This is a genomic window from Pseudomonas sp. NPDC086112, assembly GCF_044746425.1.
In the GTDB taxonomy this organism is placed as follows: domain Bacteria; phylum Pseudomonadota; class Gammaproteobacteria; order Pseudomonadales; family Pseudomonadaceae; genus Aquipseudomonas.
This window is the reverse complement of record NZ_JBIVCD010000014.1, coordinates 50333-67880: the sequence shown is the minus strand read 5'-3', so window position 1 is coordinate 67880 and position 17548 is coordinate 50333. Positions and strand designations below refer to the sequence as shown.

The following is a 17548-nucleotide window of genomic DNA, read 5'->3' as shown; positions in this document are numbered from 1 at the left end:
TGGCGGCGAAAAGCATGATTTCGCCTCCCTTAGCCTTGTAGGAGGGAGGTGTGTTCGCCCGTCGCTGGCAGCATGGTGAAGTGAAGCTGGTAATTTTGAAATCTAACCATTGAATCGCTAGAGCGCGCGTCCGAACGCAATGTTGATTTGCAGGAACAAGCCAGGAATCCCTTGATTCAAGAGATTCATACGCCATAACTAGCGGCTATAACAATGAGCGCGAGAAAACAGACCAACTGAACGAAAAAGAAGGCAAACCGAACCGCCACGAACGTATTGGTTTGCACATGGGATACGTGAACCACAGACTGGCACACGCGAGCGATCAGGACGATTACGGACAAGTAGCTCACTGCAGCGTCGTCGACACCAAGGGTTGAAATCACCCACACAATGGCGCCAAAGACCGGCAGATTTTCCACACAGTTCGCGTGTGCTCTTATCCCACGCCGATACCAATCCTCGCCTTCGAGCTGATCGCATCGGAAAGAGGCAATCGGAACATTCGAGAACAAGATTCTGACCCAGCGATACACCCCGACGGTTGCCATCAACAGCAGCAAAGTCCAGGTCGCAAATCCAAGCAACATCCACATCGGTATTGTCATGGCTGCCAGCCTCGATAAATCGTTTTCAACACGTCATCCCACAGCCGCGCGGCCGACGCACGGTCGGCCGCCCCCTGTCGATCAATTGCTCATGATTGGCGCCAGCGCGGTCTGAATCGTGGACATCTGTGCGGGTGTTGTCATGCGCGTAAGCAGCCGGCCAAAGTGTGGATGCTCCACGCCCGAGATTATGTATTGCCAGCGGTAGGCGCTCAGCACGGAGGCTTTGATTTGCGCTGTCTCATCGACACTGAATGACCGTGAAACATTGCGAATAAAGTAGTCGGCATCGGATGCCGATTGTGCCTGCAGTATTCCGTCGACGGCCGCCACCAGCGCAATCAGGTCGTTCACTGCCTGGTCGCGCTCGGCTGACGAGAGTTTCGCGTGCTCCGCCTTCCACTCCAGTTCATCGAGTACGACGTGCCGGCTTTCATCCTTCCAGTGAAATTTGAAAACATCCTTGAACAGTGGGCACAGCTCCTCACGCGGGGCGATGCTTTGCACGTAGTGCGCCTGAACAAACAGCTCGATATGACAGGTCAGCGCCAGCACTGACCAGGTGCTGGCCGCAAGAACCGAGCGCGCCACATCGTTTGGATCGGCAACTTGACGATACCCCGCTGGCAAGTGCGAACTAATCATCGTCTCCATACGCCGGAACAGCTCCTGGTGCTTGATCTCGTCGTTAGAAAAACGCACTAGCGCTTCGAGTGCGAGCTGATCGTCAAAGACATGGCCCCGACCTTGATCGAGCATTTTGGCGCTGATAAAACGCTCGACCAAGCCAAAGATATACGCATAGGTTCGGCCCTGAATCTGACTGAGCAGGCGCGCCTCATCCGCGTCGAGAAAAGTCAGGCGGTCGATCCGCGACAGTCCGTCGGGCAGGAATTTGCGCGAGAAGTCGAAACTCCGATCCTGTAGCAAATCACGATCGATCTGCCATTCCGCTTTCTTCGATGATCTGACAAGTTGAGCATAACGGGCGGCGTTATCCGAATCTGCGCTGGGCATGGTAGCAACGGTGTTCATATCGATCTCCTGCTTGCCTGGTCGAGTTGGAATGGGGCAATTACGGTTAACGTCGGAGCCAATGACCATCGGTGAAGCGTCTGAGGAACGTCTCGATCACGGAGTCCGCGTTGGTGCTAATCTAGGCCTCGCAGTTCAGGCGATGAATGACCAGTGCGCCTGATTACATGCTCCGGACTCCGGAAAGGAGGGCTGGCAATTGTTGGATGCGTTTTCTGATGTATTGCGTGTGATTCGGCTGTCTGGAGGGGTTTTTCTCGAGTCGGAATTCACTGCGCCCTGGTGCATCAAGGGACGAATCTCTGCGGACGATTGCAAACCGTTCCTGGCGGCACCTCGACATATCATTGCGTCGCATTTTGTCGCTGCAGGGCATATGCAATTACAAGTCGACGGCGGTGCCGCCATTGACGTGCGGGCAGGCGAACTCGTTCTGCTTCCTCACAATGACGCTCATTCTTTTGGCAGTGATCTAAGCATTACGCCCATGCCGGCGGGCGAAGTTATTCAGCCGCCGGAAGTCGGCGCTATTTCACGAATCAAGTACGGCGGGGGCGGCGAGGTCACGCAGCTATTGTGCGGATTCCTCGGCTCTGAAACCCCCTTCAGTCCGTTGCTTTCATCGCTGCCATCCTTATTGAAACTAGACTTGCGGGCGACGGCTTCGGGAGCCTGGATTGAAAGCTCATTCCGTTTCGCTGTCAGTGAGATTGCGGCGGGGCGCCTCGGCTCGACAACGGTCATCGCCAAGCTCTCCGAATTGCTATTCGTCGAAGCCGTCAGCCAGTACGTCGCGAGCCTCCCCGCTGAACGGCGCGGGTGGCTGGCGGGTTTGCGAGATCCGCATATCGGGCGCGCACTGGCGCTGCTCCATGCTCGTCCAACCGAGGGCTGGACTGCAGAAGCCCTGGCGCTTGAAGTGGGCATGTCGCGCTCGGTATTCGCGGAGCGATTCACGGCATTGGTCGGACAGCCACCGATGCAATACCTGACGCTCTGGCGTATGCACGTGGCGGCTCAACAGCTGCGCGAAGGTCGCGGTAATGTGGCGCAAATCGGCTTTGCAGTTGGCTATGAATCCGAAGCTGCGTTCAGTCGCGCATTCAAACGCCAGTTCGGCACATCACCCGGCACTTGGCGTAGACAATCAGCGTGAGAAGGTTCGGTGCTGATGGACACTGTGATCAAGCCAAACAGTAACTATCTAAGTTCGCACCTTGTATTTTGCGTCACCTCCGTGAGGAGGGGAGGCCGGCCAGATGATTCTCGGATTTATTCCGCCCCCGTGGCTGCGCACTCAAACGTGGTCTGTGATGATTTTGGCGGTTGCAAGGTTGGGAATTCCATAATTAAGGCAGCGGTACGATGAACGCAGAGTGTATTCATCGTACTGCTTTTTTCAGCGATGAGGCTTACATCTGGCTTTGTTGCTCTAAAGCTGAGGTTTCGACGTTATATGAATGCAATTCACTCATTGCTGCACAAAAAGTGAGAACGTCCTCCTTGACGTTTAGCGGACTAAAAGAGACTCGTAGGGTGGAACTCATTTGGGCGTGACTGAGCTTCATGGCGCTTAACACCCGGGAAGGTGTAGGAGACACACTGCTACAAGCTGAGCCTTTCGAGACGCAAATACCTCTTTGCGAGAGAAACTTGATCGCCCTGCTGGCATCGATACCGTTAAAGCAAATAGAGAGTATGTAACCCGAAGTCTCTCCATCCTGGGTATTGATCGAAAACGAGATGTTTGACTGCTCAAGCGTCTTTTGAAGGAGCAGGCTCAAGGCGCGAACGTGATTATGGTAGTGGTCAGCGTTTTTTTGGTGATGTACGAGAGCTCTATATAAAGACTCTATGCCGTAGATGTTTTCCGTTCCTGGCCTGACGCCAGCCTCCTGCTCCCCTCCAAATAGCAAAGGGGAGAGTCGAAAACGATGATTCAAATAAAAGAAACCGACCCCCATTGCCGCTCCGAGTTTGTGGCCAGAACCAATAAGGGCATCGATATACGTTAAGTCGGGGGAGGGGACTTTGGTCAGTGTCTGTACACCGTCACAAATGAAGGAGATGTCCGGATCTATGGTTTTTACCTTTTTAGCGATATCGTCGATAGGTTGGCGTGCCCCAGTTTCATTGTTGACGCCCATGACTAATACCATTGAAGTATGTTCATTGAGCAAATCATATATGAAAGAAGTCTCTATAATTCCTCGATGATCAACTGGAACAATATGGACGATAAAGCCGGACTGTCGCATGTGTTTTACGGTATTGAATATGGCAGGGTGTTCAATGGCGCTGACAATTATTTCGTTTCTTGTCGAATTGGCCGTCTTAAGAAAATGGCATCTTCCTTGAATAATTAAGTTAGCAGCTTCGGTGGCGCCTGAGCAGAAATGATACTCGCTTGACCGCCCTCCGAACATCGCGCTCAGCAGCGATCTGGTTTTTTCAAGCACTGCGTTAGCTGCATAGCCAGCAGAGTGATCGCTTGATGGGTTTCCAGGTTCAGGGGAGAAAGTCACAGCATCTTCAAAAGGTAATGCAGAGGCAGCGCTGTCAAGATAGATCATGTATGTCCTTATATTATTTCCATGTTGTTGTTGTGCAGCATATCTTGTATCTGGTTCGTAAATTCTATGCTGTCTGTGCTTGAGCGGCCAATCAGATTTTTTTCAATGAAAGTGTACTCGGCCAGCTCTTCTTTGTTGATGATGATCTGCGCGCAATTTCTGGAAAAGTTCTCGATCAGTAAGTTTGCCGATATAACACCGCGATACACCTTCTCTCCAATGAACTCGTCATCTGCTCTTGCGTAAATAGCGATATGATCCACGGAGTTGTCAAATTGACAAAGCAAGCCACCGTAGGTCGCAGGGCAAAGAACTCGTCCTCCTGTTTCGTAGAGATTGATCACCGGGTTCTTTTTCAAACGGGCCAAAGGGCAGTTTTCCAGGTCGCTCTGTTTAATCTGGTTCTCGTTGTTCTTCCACCATGACCCTCCAAAATAGGAGTCCTCATCGTGTGTGTCGAACAGGTAGGGAGTGGTCAATGAGAATAGACCCTGATCTTCGGTAGAGAGGAATAGTGCGTTTGTTTTATTGAATACCTCGTGGATGTAGTTTTGACTGGTTGACTTGAGTTGTTCAATTCCGGAGCGAGTCCGACGGATGATTTTCCGGAAGTGATCGTTGCCTTTGGATTGCAAATGAATTGCTACTTTTTCTAAAGGTATTTCACTTGCGGCAAGTATTTTTTGATAGGCACTGGGGATATAAACGGCTTTCTCACGGTGTTGGATGTCTTGAGTGATTTTCCGCCGTTCATCATTCCCGCCTTTGATGCCTATAAGGTCAGAAAGGTACAGGTTTATGGATACGTTTTTGTTATGACGCTTTAAGACGTCATGTAATGCAATCCCCAGTTCGAATGTGAGAATCTCCGTCGGACTAGGTTCTCCTTGTATTCCAAATGAATAACCGTCGTGAGATGAGAATATGGTCGTGTGACCGCAATCGATTACAATGTTTTCTCTTAGATTTTTCTCTGAGGTGATGGTGTGAACTATTGAGTCAATATCCATTTTGTGTTCTCAGTTCAGGTTAAATAGTTTTTTTCTAATGAGTGCTCTATAGATTCCGTAAGGCCTGCCAACAAAACCTGCAATAATACAAAATATCAAGGCGGCCTTGATGGCTTGCATTAAGGTTGCACCGCTTATGCTCATGTTTATTATGTAGAGTGGTAGCTCGAACGAAAGATAGGCCAAGGTATCGACAAGGTAAGGTTTTATACCTTTGTCCCTGTCGGAAATCTTGAATTTTTTAAAGACAAAGTCGCGCCATATACCGAAGGGGCGAGCAGTGCTGGTAATAATGAAAAGCCCTACGAGTCTAGCACTTAGGTGTGTGCTAAGTGTCATCTGCGCAAAGCCTAGTTCGATAGGTATGGAGATTAAGTAGCAAAACGTATTTAGCGCGAAGGTGTCGGCCCAAAAATTTTTTAGAGACTGGGTGTTTTGTTTTATAGATAAATCATTGTTGGTAGAAGGCATGGTTTAGCCTCGCTATAACGTACAACGTCACAGGTTGAAATTGCGAGCAGCAACAAGCAATGAACTGCTCCATTGGTCGTGGCGCTTAAAAGTCTATGTTTGCGGTCGAGTATTTAGATAGTCGAACCAAGAGGCTTGTTTTTAATTAGATATCGTGCGCAATAGTGTCTGGCACCTAGACGCATGAGCGGAACGGAGTAAGGTTTTTTGGCGGGAGTTAAGACGTATACACACAAATGCCTCCATGGCAGCAATGCTCTGATACGACAACACTCTAATCTATGGGAGATAGCGTCGTCTACCCCTCACTATCATTCTGCTACGTTCGGGCCTTGTTCTGGCGTTGAATACCACTGTTGCAGTATTTCGAAAGCCTAAATCGTTTAGTTTCAGCTCATTCTAAATCCCGTGCAGTTTGCCCTGTTCCGCCTCGGCCTTTAGCGACAACCCCGTATCGAATAGCACGCGCAGTTTACTTTGTTTGAATTGAGATCGAGTGTCGCGAGGCGCTTATAGTCCAAACGATGATACTTACCGAAAATCATAAAACTCACCAGGATTTTCAAAATAGCTTCTATTTTGTGGCGCAAATCACCCTCCAACGCCTGCAATTTGCAATTTTTTCACACTAAACTCTGATCTAAATCAGTTTTAATGCGGCGCAGGCGTGCCGATTACCGCTCGGGAATACTGAAAAAGGCTTCCGGATTTGGTGCGCGCCACACAAGAACTGAACGGAGAACCCCGATGAAACACCTGGCCTTCGCATGCTGAGTGTGCCGACGAACGTAAGCAAAGCCGTCTGGATCGAACAAGCATGTGCTGGCTGCGCGTAAACGCAGTGGCAAACGTGCGGCTGCGATCATGAGTTTGATCCAGTCGGCGCGGCTCAATGGGCAGGGCACACGCTTACGCCCTATCAGCCTTCCCTGTTACCGGAGTTACAGGCCCGGCTCCCTTACGCCGCCTGCCGCCGCATGGTCAGGATAGCAGCACCGAAACCGATGAATGTCGACCCCACCACCCGGCTGACCCAGCGGGACAGCGCAGGCCGGGTCAGCACACCCTTGGCCCGCGAGGCGAGCGCGGCATAGAGGCTCAGGGACGACACCGACAATGCCATGAAGATCGAGGTGAGGATCAGAAATTGCGGCAGCAATGCCGCACTCTGATCGATGAACTGCGGGAACAACGCGGTGAAGAACATCGTCGCCTTGGGGTTGGTCACCGCCGTCAGGAAGGCCGCTTTGTACAGTTTGGAACGAGTCGGCCGGCTTTCCTTCAAGTCGTCCTGAATCCCATCCGGGAGCATCGGGCCCTTTTTGAACAATTGTCTGATGCCCAGGTAGAACAAATAACCGGCACCGATGAACTTCACCGCGTTGAACAGCCATTCGGAGCTGGCAAGCAGCGCCCCGAGCCCCAGCATGGCAGCGGACGACAGGCAGAACAGGCCACTGGCGTTGCCGAGCGATGACCATATGGCGCTGCGCTGCCCATGGGCCAGGCTATTGTTGATCGCCATCAAGGTCGCAGGCCCAGGGCTGGCAATGGCAATCGCGGCGACCAGTGTAAACGTCAGAATCGAGTGAGAATCCATTTTCAAGGCTCGTGGTGGTGGGGCTGGCATGTTACAGGAACGAGCGGGACAACAAGTTAAGTGGTGCCTCATCTTCACCAGCGACCAATATTACTGCGGACTTGGCGTAGTCAAAAAAGTCGGGACTCAGGAGAGCGTCGAACCCATTCAACAGTTGCGCATCAAGACGGGTTTTGCGTGCCTCAGGTTCGTCAAGTAGAAACAATAGGCTGCCTGGCTCGGAGCCGAGAAAGGGGACAATCTTTACCCCTTTCCTCTGTCTGTTTTTTTAGTCGTTTTCTGCCTCTCAAAGTCGGCAGAAAACGCCCCGTGGAAACCGAACTTTTGTGCGAAAACACTGTGGAATGTTTGCCAGCAATCAGGTTTGCTTCCACTTGCACCATGGTCAGATTAACCTCCGCCACATTGGAAAAAACAGATAGGGCGGTCTCGCTAGGTGAAGTCAATTGCTGACTGCATATTTGCGCAATCCAGGGCTCGATCCACTACAAACGACGTTCCAGTGGCCGCTGCTTGCCGAAAGCAAACAATATTCATGCTCCCCAAATCCGCAAAATAGGAGCGCGTTATTCCCAGTTCCGTAGCGTAGAATTTCCCAAACGCCAGCCCCCACCCGAGACGGAACCTCAATGCAAACCCCCACCACCCAACACCCCCTCTGGCAAACCTACCTCCTGTTCCTCGCCCCCATGGTCCTCTCCAATTTCCTCCAGTCCATGTCCGGCACCATCAACAGCATCTACATCGGCCAAATGCTCGGCACCCAGGCTCTCGCGGCGGTATCAGGCATGTTCCCCGTGGTGTTTTTCTTCATCGCTCTGGTCATCGGCCTCGGCGCTGGCGCCGGGGTGTTGATCGGTCAAGCCTGGGGCGCTCGCGAGTTGCATTTGGTGAAGGCGATTGCTGGTTCGACGTTGCTGTTGGGGGCGATGATCGGGTTGGCGGCGGCGGTGTTGGGCAGTGTGTTTGCCCGGCCAGCGTTGCAGGGTTTGGGCACGCCGGTGGATGTGCTGGACGATGCGGTGGCGTATGCGCATGTGATGATGTGGATCTTGCCGTCGCTGTTGGTCTTTGTGTTGTTCACGCAGTTGCTGCGTGGGGTGAGCGATACGGTGTCGCCGTTGTTGGCGCTGGTGGTGTCGACGTGTGTCGGGCTGGCGCTGACGCCGGCGTTGATTCTCGGGTGGTTGGGGTTGCCGCCGATGGGGATTCAGAGTGCGGCGTGGGCGGGGTTGGCGGGTAACTTGGCGGCGATGGGGTGGCTGGCGTGGCGGTTGATTCGCAAGGGGCATCCTTTGGCGCCGGATCGGGAGATGTTTGCGTCGATGCGGCTGGACATGGACATCCTCGGCAAGGTGTTGCGCATCGGGCTGCCGACCGGGTTGCAGATGGTGGTGCTGTCGTTATCGGAGCTGGTGATTCTGGCGCTGGTGAATCAGCACGGTTCCCAGGCGACAGCGGCGTACGGGGCGGTGACGCAGATTGTCAATTACGTGCAGTTCCCGGCGTTGTCGATTGCGATCACGGCGTCGATTCTCGGTGCGCAGGCGATTGGGGCAGGGCGCATCGAGCGCATGGGGCCGATTTTGCGCACGGGGCTGTTGATCAACGTGTGCCTGACCGGTGGTTTGGTGGTGTTGGGTTACTTGCTGTCGCACTGGTTGCTGGGGTTGTTCCTCACGGATGATTCCACCCGGGCGATGGCCGAACACCTGTTGCACATCATGCTTTGGAGTCTGCTGGTGTTTGGCTTTCAGGCAATTGTCGGCGGCATCATGCGCGCCAGCGGCACGGTGTTGGTGCCGGTGGTGGTTACGATCGTTTGCGTGGTCGGGGTGCAGTTGCCGGTGGCGTATCTGCTGGATGCGCGCTTTGGGCTGCAAGGTGTGTGGATGGCGTTTCCGGTGGCCTATCTGGGCATGCTGATGTTGCAGACGCTGTATTACAAAATGGTCTGGCAGCATCAGAAGATTGAGCGGTTGGTGTAGGGCCTTCGTTTGAGTGCGAAATTGCACTCCACTTGACCACCTGTTTGCATTCGACCTGACCAATAATTTGCATCGCTTCTGACCACCGGTTGCATGGGATTTGACCGTCATGCTTCGTAACCGTGATCGGCAGAGAATTGCGCATTGCAGCCCTTCTCGACAGGTAGCAATCGGCCAGAAGCCGCCATTCAGCTCGACTCGATAATACTCAGCCGACCGTGCATCATGATGCTCGCCACCTTCTCCTGTGCCACCAGTGCCAGAAGTGCCAGAAGTGCATAGCCTGATTTCGCGAATCAGCTATTTACACTGCCCACCCCCGGAGAATGAGCCTATTGAAATGGCTCATCTCATGTTCGAACGTAGCAAACTAGTTCCAGAGTTAATGGTCACTGACCTAGATAGCAGCCAGGCTTTTTGGGTATCTTGCCTGGGACTCGAAGTAGCTTATCAACGCCTAGAAGACGGATTCGCTTACCTCGATTCGAACGGTGCTCAAGTAATGCTTGAGCAGGTTGATCCGGTCCAGCCGAGGTGCATGACCGCAATGGACCATCCGTTGCACTTACACACCCTTGCAGGGATCTGCAGGCTTTTCCCATCTCACATTCGCGCACACAGCCCCCAGGCTGGGCCGATTTGAGCTAGGTGCAGGTATGCATAGAAAACGACACATTTAGCCCGCAGGCGTGGCGGGGGGACGACGGCGCGCTAGGCGATGCCATACTCAGATCAGTGGCCAGCGCTCCATATTGGTACGGTCGTCGAGGTCGGCCATCCAAACGTCGGCTCTATTGAATTATCCATAGGGTGTGCTGAACTGAATGGCAGGAATCAACGCATCGGAGCTAAACGGAGAGTCAAAATGCGCGTAATTAGAGCGACTTAAGTCGTTAGCTCCATTTGTGCTTCGCACCCAGGTGTCATTTGCCTTGGGCGTTACGCCGAAATCAAATAAAGGGGCATTATGAAAACTTACGTTCCAGATGCTAATGCAAATAAGCACATAAACTTAATTGCTTCCTTTGTGAAAAGTGGGTATTCCGATTTCGATATAGCAATGAAAATGACTGAGCAAGGGTATAAGAACCTTGCGTCAAAAGATGGAGGTTGGGGGCGGGAAGAGATAAAGAAAATCAGAGAGTCTTTTAAGCTGGATATGTCGGATAAAATCGTTGTAAAAACATATCAAGGAGACCAACAACAGGCGTTAGTAGCCTTTCAAGTTGATGCCAGCAAGATGGCAGCGTGTGGCTACTTCCCAACGGTCCAAACTTGGACTACGGGATCCTATGGTGCTGGAGCATTTCTATGCGCCATTCTTTTGTGCTTTATTTTTGTCGGTTTTTTGGTATTTATTTATATGCTAATTGTCAAACCGGACGGAGCGCTGTCTGTGACTTATGAACTTCGTTCAGTATCTGAAGGGGTGGCCTCAGGAGTGTCTGGAAACGGGAAAAACTGTCCTAAATGTGCAGAGCAGGTGAAGGCTGCAGCAATAATATGCAGGTACTGCGGCCATAGCTTCGCGTAGGTTAGCTTTAACAAGGTGCTGAACCGACACTGGACGTAACGGGGCATTCGTTCAATCGCCCCCCACACCAAGCGCTGGTGTGGGGGGCTTTTCATCGAGCACGGACACCGGTGGCATGTACCCTGATCAACCAGGACCCGCGTCACTGGTTTGAGGCCGTGACTGCGACAGGTAGCTACCGGCCCAGAGTGTGTAAAAACACAACTACGCTCAAAGCCCTGTATCAAATTTTTATTTCGTTGTACGTTGAAGCCGCGGGCGGCCTTGAACTGAATGATGACCGTCCCCGGCCACAATACTCGCAAAGGAATGCACATGATCGATGGTCCCGCCGTTTTGACAGTCTTTTTGGTTTACCTGGCCGGTGTCGTTATTCCAGGGCCAAATTTCGTTGCAGTAGTCCACAAAGCGGTAGCTGCTACGCGGTCAGAAGCTTTGGCCTTGGTAGCAGGCATCGTATTGGTCAATTTATTCTGGGCCACCTGTGCAATCGCAGGTATCGGCGTTGTATTTGCTGCGTTCCCTTGGGCGGCGCTGATCGTAAAAGTTCTGGGGGCAGCCTATCTGATGTGGTTTGGATTCCGACTGCTGCTCAAGGCCGGGAAGAGCGCGCTTTCCCCCTGTAATAATGCTGTCGTTGGAAACTTTCGGCAGTCATTCATTCAGGGGGTCATTACGAACATTGGCAACCCTAAATCCATGGCCTTCTATGCCGCTATTTTCTCAGCGGCAGCCCCCGCCCACGTTTCACCAAGCACGTTTTTATCGATGCTGGCAGTCGTAGTGGTGGTTTCGATGACTTGGTATGGAGTGGTCGCAATCGCTCTTTCGCAACCTGAGATCGCTTCAGCGTATCGAAGGAGGAAAAAAGCTATTGATCGATTATGCGGTGGTTTGATTTTGTCTCTAGGGGTCCGGCAACTGGTTCAATAAGTCTACGATTGAGTATCTATCCAGCCCGAAAACCCTTGCTAATGATTTCCGAGGATTTCATCGCGAGGATCGCCCATGAAGCGCTTTTTTCATGGTGAACATCGGGGTCAAGGCACCTTGCTTCCCGAGAGCCTCGACGATTACGTCAGCGACACCAATCCAGTGCGTGTAGTCGACGTTTTCGTCGACGAACTCGACTTGGTGGGTTTTGACGGCGCTATTCTCGCTGACACAGGCCGTCCTGCTTATCACCCGGCGATCCTGCTGAAGATCTATATCTACGGCTATCTCAACCGCATTCAGTCGAGCCGACGGCTGGAACGAGAAGCCCAACGCAACATTGAGCTGATGTGGCTGACCGGGCGTTTGATGCCGATTTCAAGACCATTGCCAACTTCCGAAAAGACAACAGCAAGGCCATCCGAGGCGTTTGTCGCCAGTTCGTCGTGCTCTGCCAGCAGTTGGGATTGTTTGGAGAAAATCTGGTTGCCATCGATGGCAGTAAATTCAAAGCGGTCAACAATCGTGACCGCAATTTCACCAGCGCCAAACTGAAACGGTGAATGGAAGAAATTGAATCGAGCATCAGCCGTTACCTGGCGGCACTCGATGCTGCCGATCGGCAAGAACCAACAGCTACCGAGCCCAGTGCCGTTCGGCCGGAAGAGAAAATCGCCAAGCTCAAAACTCAAATGAAAGAGCTTCAGGCGATCGAAATCCAGCTCAATGAATCACCGGATAAACAGGTCTCACTGACCGATCCAGACACCCGTTCCATGATGACGCGTGGCACGGGAATCGTCGGCTACAACGTGCAGACAGCGGTCGATACCCAGCACCATTTGATCGTTGCACATGAGGTGACCAATGTCGGCTCCGACCGCGATCAACTCAGCTCGGTGGCCAAGCAAGCCCGCGAGGCGATGGCGTCAGATACGTTGTCGGTAGTGGCTGACCGAGGTTACTTCAAAAGCGAACAAGTCCTGGCTTGTCACGATGCCGGTATCACCGCCTATGTGCCCAAGCCGATGACCTCTGGAGCCAAGGCTGATGGGCGTTTCAATAACGATGCCTTCATCTATGACGTGGCAAAAAACAGCATTGACGTGTTCCAGGTCGCGACCGATGCGGCCCGCAGTATTGACCGTGCGATCGCTCAGCCAACGAACGTCGATGATTCAAGACGATGAGGTCAGAGCGTTTTTACACACTCTGGGCCATTTGCAGCCTGTCGCGTCCACCTTCAAACCCTTTTGCACGTCAACCAGGCACCCCAGAACAGGCTGCTGAAGAAACGCGTAGCGTCCCCGAACCCGGCGTCGTTCAACAGTTTTTGAACCGCCGCCTCAGAATGTGGCGGGTCAGCGCCCTGGAGGATTTTTCCCTGCTTGACCTTCACTTCATCCGGGCTGGCTCCGTGCTGCCGCCACCGTTGGCCCCAGGCAGCCAGCAATAGCGGTTGGCTGGCATACGCGTACTGATTTCCCGCGACAATCAGTGGCGCATCGGGTTTCAGACGAGCCCGAATGGAACGTAAAAGCTGGTGCTTGGCATCATCACCTTCGAGATGATGCAGGACACCGATCAAGGTGGCTGCGTCGTAGGACGGGCCTGCTGCCAGGTCTTCAACATGCCCCAGATGCAGGTCCGTTCTTTCAAGCAAGTCGTTGGCCTCCAACTGGTGCTTCGCAGCCTCCAGCATGGGCGCGGATGGATCAACGGCAGTGAAGCGCCAGGCAGGCTCCAGCGTTGCCATCGCAACAATTTCCTGCGCAGTGCCGCCAGCGCCAACCACCAGTACTTTCGCCGAATTTGTATCGCCGAGGCTTGCCGCTAGCATGCACGCAACAAGATCGTGGCAGGCGTCATAGCCTGCTAATGCGATACGACTCTGTCTTCCGTACTCATTGGCCCGATGGGTATCAAATTTTTCAGCTGAGTTGAGCGGTAATGATTTCAAGGCGCTTCTCCATGTCCTTGAATCAAGTTAGGTCATACAGGGCAATAATAAAAATTCATTAATTTTATGCAATGCATTCCTATTGGGAATGCATCTTTGGCTCTGAGCTTGCTTGGTCGACCGTCAGCTTTGGTCGATTGCTGGCCGTCGCGGCCCTTCGGACTTGCCCCGAAAGCCCGGCTGCTGACCGGTCAATGCAGATAACGAAAACTATGCATGTCAGTCGGAGTATCGGCTTTAATGTCGGTGCAGATTCACCTGCTCACGGCGCTGGATTTCTATAACTTGCGAGATGTGATGCACGCTATCGGTGGGTTCCAGGTTCTGAACCCCTATCTAAATCAAGGAAGACAAACCCCATTGAAAACAGCTCTCGGCGCCCTGCTTTTAACCTGTCTGACGACCAGCGCTCTCGCTGACGTCAACTCTGTCGGCTTCCAATCCTCCACCCTGCCGGACCCACACAATGAGCGTCCGCTGGAGATGGTCGTCTGGTATCCCAGTACAACGACCGTCACCCCACAGTTGATCGGCGACGATGTGGTGTTTGTCGGTGCTTCTGCGGTTCGCAACGCGCCACCCTCTGCCGGCGAGCACCCATTGGTGGTGCTCTCCCATGGATTCAGAGGCAATTGGAACAATCAGAACTGGTTGGCGAGTGCATTGGCCCATAAGGGTTACATTGTCGCAGCGGTCAACCACCCCGGCACCACGACCCATGATCGCAGCCCGCAAGCGGCGGCGCGGTTATGGCAGCGGCCCATTGACCTGCATCGGGCCATTGAGGCGGTCACCACTCAACCTGAAAAATTTGGCGTGGTCGCAAAGCGTCAAATTGCTGTAGTGGGCCATTCACTCGGCGGCTGGACTGCAATGGAGATCGCCGGTGCTCGTTTCGACCCGGCCCTGTTTGCCCGTGACTGCAAACTCCATCCGCAGTTATCCAGTTGCACCAATTATCAAAAGATCAACCCTGAGAGTACTCCGGCATTAAAGGCTGCTCTGGCCGGCGATTTGCGCGATCAACGCGTCACCGCTGTGGTTTCTTTGGACCTGGGACTCTCGCGCGGGATGACCGATGAGAGCCTTGCGGCACTGCCGGTGCCGGTGCTAGTTATCGCTGCCGGCGCACCATCGGTGGAACTGCCTGCTCAGTTGGAGTCCGCCAACCTGGCCACACGCCTGCCCCAAGCGTCCAGCCGCTATGTCGAGATCAGTGACGCCAGCCATTTCAGCTTCTTGCCGATTTGCAAACCAGGTGCAGTGGCATTGCTCGAAGAGGACATTCCTGGCGATGGCATCATTTGCGGGGATGGCGACAATGCTCGCCCGCGCGAGGTAATCCAACAGCAGGTTACGTCACTGATCACCGAGTTTTTGACGCAGTCCGCGAACAACAAAGTGGAGCTCTAGGATTGCTGGCACTCGGCAACTCAGCAGACCTGAAATTTGCGTAGGAGCGCAATTTTTGTGTCGAATCCAGCCACCTATTACGATCAAAAACGTTTTATACAGCCTCGGCCAAAAGCTGCGCTTCGCAAAAGACAGCAGTCGGCCAAATGCAGACGTTCGCCGTTGGCTCCTTACACCCCGAAAGGGGGACATTCCACCAGGAATCAAACCTTATTTTTGCCCAATGAATCGGCCCATTTATTGGCGAATCTATACAGAGGGAAGAACGACTCCGAAAGCTCCATACCCAGTGGAGTGAGCCCGTAACCGCCCTCGTTTGACTCGATGAAACCTGCTCCACGAAGTTCGTTGACCCTACTTTGCAAGACAGTGGGCGAGATATCGCCACACACGCTTCGCAGTGCACGGGAACTGAGTGAACCGTGCTGAAGCTCCCAAAGGATCCTCAACGCCCATTTCTGTCCGAGCACATCCAAAAGCGCCATGATTGGGCGACGCCCACTCATCATTTGCAATCCCAAGCTTTGATCATCATTCATGCATATGGCCCTTGCTCGCTACAGATAATGTAGCAAATACTATCGCTACACATTTGATAGCGAAGGGTACATCATGGCTCGAATCAAAACACTCGAAAAACCCTACACGGAAGGCCTCCAGGCGACGTTCGACAAAATAATGGGAGAGGGCGTCCCACCACTGTTGTTGTTCACCACCATCGCCACCAGCGAAAGGGCATGGCGGAAGTTCACGGCTGGTTCACTGCTGGATGGAAACCTGCTGACGCTTCGTCAGCGGGAGCTAATCATCAATAGGGTCTGCGCACTTACCGGATGCGAATATGAGTGGGGTGTGCACGTTATGGCTTTCGCAGAGCGGGCCGGATTGACGAGAGACGATATCGGCCACACCTTGGATTATCCGCTCCGGGCGGAGCACTGGACGGAGGAAGAGGCGGTGCTGCTGGCTACTATTGATGCCCTGCACAATCGCGCTACCTTGACTGAAGCGGAATTTCAGGCCACTCGACGATACCTCGATGACGATCAAATCCTTGAACTGCTGATGCTGGCGGGCTTCTATCGAACGGTATCGTATATCGCCAATAGCCTGACCCTTGCCCTTGAACCAAACGCGGCGAGATTCCGTGATTTTCGGCATGAAGCAGCGCAATCGTCTTAGGCTGACGACTCGCTTTCTGGCCGTGAGCTGCCCCCGCGAAGGGCAGCTTTGGGCCGTTCTCTGCCGGTCATGGTCACGAAGCGTGATGGTCAATTCCGATGCAAATGACTGGTCAGGTCGAATGCAAATGGGTGGGCAAGTCTGTGCAATTACCCATTTGAGTATCAAACGCTGCTCTTGAGCCAGGTCTCGAAGCGCGTCGGCCCGATGATGGGGTGTTCTCCCGGCGTGAGCGAGTGGTCATCGATGGGCGCGCCGAAGTAGGGGACCGTGTCGTCCGCTTGGGCTTGGCGCGGGTCGTTGGTGTGTTGCAAAAACAGGCGCACGAATTCCACCAGCGGCCAGCGTTCAGGGCCTGCGACCTCCAATGTCTTATTGCTCGGCGCTTGCACGGCGACCTTCGCCAACGCCATCGCGACATCGACCGCGGCAATCGGTTGTAGCTCGGCGGAGGTCAGGCGGACGGTGTCGCCGTCCTGAGCGCCCGAGTGCGAAATCGCCCCGATGAATTCGAAGAACTGCGTGGCCCGCAATATTGTGTAGGGAATACCTGAGTCTTTGATGAGTGTTTCCTGCGCCATCTTCGCGCGGAAGTAACCGCTGTCGAGCATGCGCTCGGTTCCTACCACCGACAGGGCGACATGGTGTTTGACGCCGGCGGTTTTCTCGGCGGCGAGCAGGTTGCGCCCGCTGGTTTCGAAGAAATCGAGCACGGCAGCGTCTTCAAAGGAGGGCGAGTTGGCCACGTCGACCACCACGTCGGCGCCTTGCAAGGCGGTTTGCAGTCCTTCGCCGGTGAGGGCGTTGACGCCGGTGCTCGGTGATGCGGCCAGGGTTTCATGTCTCTGGTCTTGCAGGTTTTTGCACAGGTGTTTGCCGATCAGCCCGGTACCGCCAATGACGACGATTTTCATGACGAGTCTCCCGATGCGATGTCAGTCCCGGACAGATCGAGGGGCTGACGTTGAATCCTGCAACCATTAAAGACCCGCAATGGAATTGCTTCGTGTTGTCCGATAGGTGGTTCGCTCAGACGACGATCGGGTCAACTTGAAAAAATGCAGAGATGCGCACAAAAAGACCGGAAAAACAGATTGGCGGGAATGTTATATTGCCAGCCGCTGCCCCAATGCCAGTCAGTTAAGGCGCGGAACCTGTGGGAGCGGGCTTGCTCGCGAAAGCGGTGTATCAGACGACATCAATGTTGACTGTGCCGCCGTCTTCGCGAGCAAGCCCGCCCA

Annotated in this window: 15 protein-coding genes and 2 pseudogenes; 8 read left to right on the top strand and 9 right to left on the bottom strand. The window is 53.4% G+C overall.

The window, feature by feature from the left end; translation table 11 throughout:
• Positions 1–185: 185 nt before the first annotated feature.
• Together ACIPLA_RS12820 and ACIPLA_RS12815 are read right to left on the bottom strand one after the other, a co-directional pair.
• The gene (locus ACIPLA_RS12820) at positions 186–608 is read right to left on the bottom strand and encodes an MAPEG family protein (RefSeq protein WP_401173365.1); all 423 of its coding nucleotides are present in this window, start codon (positions 606–608) and stop codon (positions 186–188) included.
• Positions 609–689: 81 nt separating this feature from the next.
• Positions 690–1643 (bottom strand): diiron oxygenase, encoded by a 954-nt coding sequence (locus tag ACIPLA_RS12815; protein WP_218394516.1) that lies wholly within the window; start codon positions 1641–1643, stop codon positions 690–692.
• A 199-nt stretch (positions 1644–1842) separates the two neighbouring features.
• Here ACIPLA_RS12815 and ACIPLA_RS12810 point away from each other — a divergent pair, with 199 nt between their 5' ends.
• The gene (locus ACIPLA_RS12810; RefSeq protein ID WP_401173363.1) at positions 1843–2799 is read left to right on the top strand and encodes an AraC family transcriptional regulator; all 957 of its coding nucleotides are present in this window, start codon (positions 1843–1845) and stop codon (positions 2797–2799) included.
• Positions 2800–3055: 256 nt separating this feature from the next.
• On the opposite strand, the gene ACIPLA_RS12805 is transcribed toward ACIPLA_RS12810, so the two are convergent.
• The 4 genes from ACIPLA_RS12805 to ACIPLA_RS12790 all read right to left on the bottom strand — a co-directional run bounded on the left by ACIPLA_RS12805 (position 3056) and on the right by ACIPLA_RS12790 (position 7297).
• Positions 3056–4216: a cysteine desulfurase family protein gene (locus ACIPLA_RS12805; RefSeq protein ID WP_192342683.1), complete on the bottom strand. Its 1161-nt coding sequence runs from the start codon at positions 4214–4216 to the stop codon at positions 3056–3058.
• Positions 4217–4224: 8 nt separating this feature from the next.
• The gene (locus ACIPLA_RS12800; RefSeq protein ID WP_401173361.1) at positions 4225–5226 is read right to left on the bottom strand and encodes a hypothetical protein; all 1002 of its coding nucleotides are present in this window, start codon (positions 5224–5226) and stop codon (positions 4225–4227) included.
• A gap of 9 nt (positions 5227–5235) precedes the next feature.
• Positions 5236–5697, bottom strand: a complete 462-nt coding sequence (alaE, locus tag ACIPLA_RS12795; RefSeq protein WP_123493947.1) for an L-alanine exporter AlaE — start codon at positions 5695–5697, stop codon at positions 5236–5238.
• Between the two features lie 958 nt (positions 5698–6655).
• On the bottom strand, positions 6656–7297 hold the full coding sequence (locus ACIPLA_RS12790; protein WP_052964729.1) for a LysE family translocator: 642 nt from the start codon (positions 7295–7297) through the stop codon (positions 6656–6658).
• 629 nt (positions 7298–7926) lie between these two features.
• Here ACIPLA_RS12790 and ACIPLA_RS12785 point away from each other — a divergent pair.
• The 5 genes and pseudogenes from ACIPLA_RS12785 to ACIPLA_RS12765 all read left to right on the top strand — a co-directional run.
• The gene (locus ACIPLA_RS12785) at positions 7927–9285 is read left to right on the top strand and encodes an MATE family efflux transporter (protein WP_218394522.1); all 1359 of its coding nucleotides are present in this window, start codon (positions 7927–7929) and stop codon (positions 9283–9285) included.
• A 352-nt stretch (positions 9286–9637) separates the two neighbouring features.
• Positions 9638–9832, top strand: a pseudogene (locus ACIPLA_RS12780) (VOC family protein); the annotation flags it as partial.
• A 420-nt stretch (positions 9833–10252) separates the two neighbouring features.
• A complete protein-coding gene (locus ACIPLA_RS12775) occupies positions 10253–10819 on the top strand; it encodes a zinc ribbon domain-containing protein (protein WP_401173358.1) in 567 nt (188 codons plus the stop codon).
• Between the two features lie 315 nt (positions 10820–11134).
• Complete coding sequence (locus ACIPLA_RS12770; RefSeq protein WP_401173356.1) at positions 11135–11752, top strand: LysE family translocator; 618 nt, start codon at positions 11135–11137, stop codon at positions 11750–11752.
• Positions 11753–11827: 75 nt separating this feature from the next.
• Positions 11828–12849, top strand: a pseudogene (locus ACIPLA_RS12765) (IS1182 family transposase); the annotation flags it as partial.
• Between the two features lie 146 nt (positions 12850–12995).
• Here the strand turns inward: ACIPLA_RS12765 and ACIPLA_RS12760 are convergent.
• A complete protein-coding gene (locus tag ACIPLA_RS12760) occupies positions 12996–13712 on the bottom strand; it encodes a class I SAM-dependent methyltransferase (RefSeq protein ID WP_218394525.1) in 717 nt (238 codons plus the stop codon).
• Positions 13713–14072: 360 nt separating this feature from the next.
• On the opposite strand from ACIPLA_RS12760, the gene ACIPLA_RS12755 reads away from it, so the two are divergent.
• Positions 14073–15125, top strand: a complete 1053-nt coding sequence (locus ACIPLA_RS12755; RefSeq protein ID WP_401173443.1) for an alpha/beta hydrolase family protein — start codon at positions 14073–14075, stop codon at positions 15123–15125.
• Between the two features lie 203 nt (positions 15126–15328).
• Here the strand turns inward: ACIPLA_RS12755 and ACIPLA_RS12750 are convergent, their stop codons facing one another.
• The gene (locus ACIPLA_RS12750; RefSeq protein ID WP_063343850.1) at positions 15329–15664 is read right to left on the bottom strand and encodes a helix-turn-helix domain-containing protein; all 336 of its coding nucleotides are present in this window, start codon (positions 15662–15664) and stop codon (positions 15329–15331) included.
• Positions 15665–15737: 73 nt separating this feature from the next.
• On the opposite strand from ACIPLA_RS12750, the gene ACIPLA_RS12745 reads away from it, so the two are divergent.
• Entirely contained in the window at positions 15738–16307 is a 570-nt protein-coding gene (locus ACIPLA_RS12745; protein ID WP_008013255.1) for a carboxymuconolactone decarboxylase family protein, read from the top strand.
• Positions 16308–16471: 164 nt separating this feature from the next.
• Here the strand turns inward: ACIPLA_RS12745 and ACIPLA_RS12740 are convergent, their stop codons facing one another.
• Positions 16472–17221: an SDR family oxidoreductase gene (locus ACIPLA_RS12740; protein ID WP_401173353.1), complete on the bottom strand. Its 750-nt coding sequence runs from the start codon at positions 17219–17221 to the stop codon at positions 16472–16474.
• Positions 17222–17548 lie beyond the last annotated feature (327 nt).

Bases quoted from the DNA above. Each gene is read 5' to 3' on its own strand.
- ACIPLA_RS12790 (WP_052964729.1), bottom strand. From the start codon at position 7,297: ATGGATTCTCACTCGATTCTGACGTTTACACTGGTCGCCGCGATTGCC.
- ACIPLA_RS12770 (WP_401173356.1), top strand. From the start codon at position 11,135: ATGATCGATGGTCCCGCCGTTTTGACAGTCTTTTTGGTTTACCTGGCC.
- alaE (WP_123493947.1), bottom strand. From the start codon at position 5,697: ATGCCTTCTACCAACAATGATTTATCTATAAAACAAAACACCCAGTCT.
- ACIPLA_RS12805 (WP_192342683.1), bottom strand. From the start codon at position 4,216: ATGATCTATCTTGACAGCGCTGCCTCTGCATTACCTTTTGAAGATGCT.
- ACIPLA_RS12815 (WP_218394516.1), bottom strand. From the start codon at position 1,643: ATGAACACCGTTGCTACCATGCCCAGCGCAGATTCGGATAACGCCGCC.
- ACIPLA_RS12750 (WP_063343850.1), bottom strand. From the start codon at position 15,664: ATGAATGATGATCAAAGCTTGGGATTGCAAATGATGAGTGGGCGTCGC.
- ACIPLA_RS12740 (WP_401173353.1), bottom strand. From the start codon at position 17,221: ATGAAAATCGTCGTCATTGGCGGTACCGGGCTGATCGGCAAACACCTG.
- ACIPLA_RS12800 (WP_401173361.1), bottom strand. From the start codon at position 5,226: ATGGATATTGACTCAATAGTTCACACCATCACCTCAGAGAAAAATCTA.
- ACIPLA_RS12785 (WP_218394522.1), top strand. From the start codon at position 7,927: ATGCAAACCCCCACCACCCAACACCCCCTCTGGCAAACCTACCTCCTG.
- ACIPLA_RS12775 (WP_401173358.1), top strand. From the start codon at position 10,253: ATGAAAACTTACGTTCCAGATGCTAATGCAAATAAGCACATAAACTTA.
- ACIPLA_RS12820 (WP_401173365.1), bottom strand. From the start codon at position 608: ATGACAATACCGATGTGGATGTTGCTTGGATTTGCGACCTGGACTTTG.
- ACIPLA_RS12745 (WP_008013255.1), top strand. From the start codon at position 15,738: ATGGCTCGAATCAAAACACTCGAAAAACCCTACACGGAAGGCCTCCAG.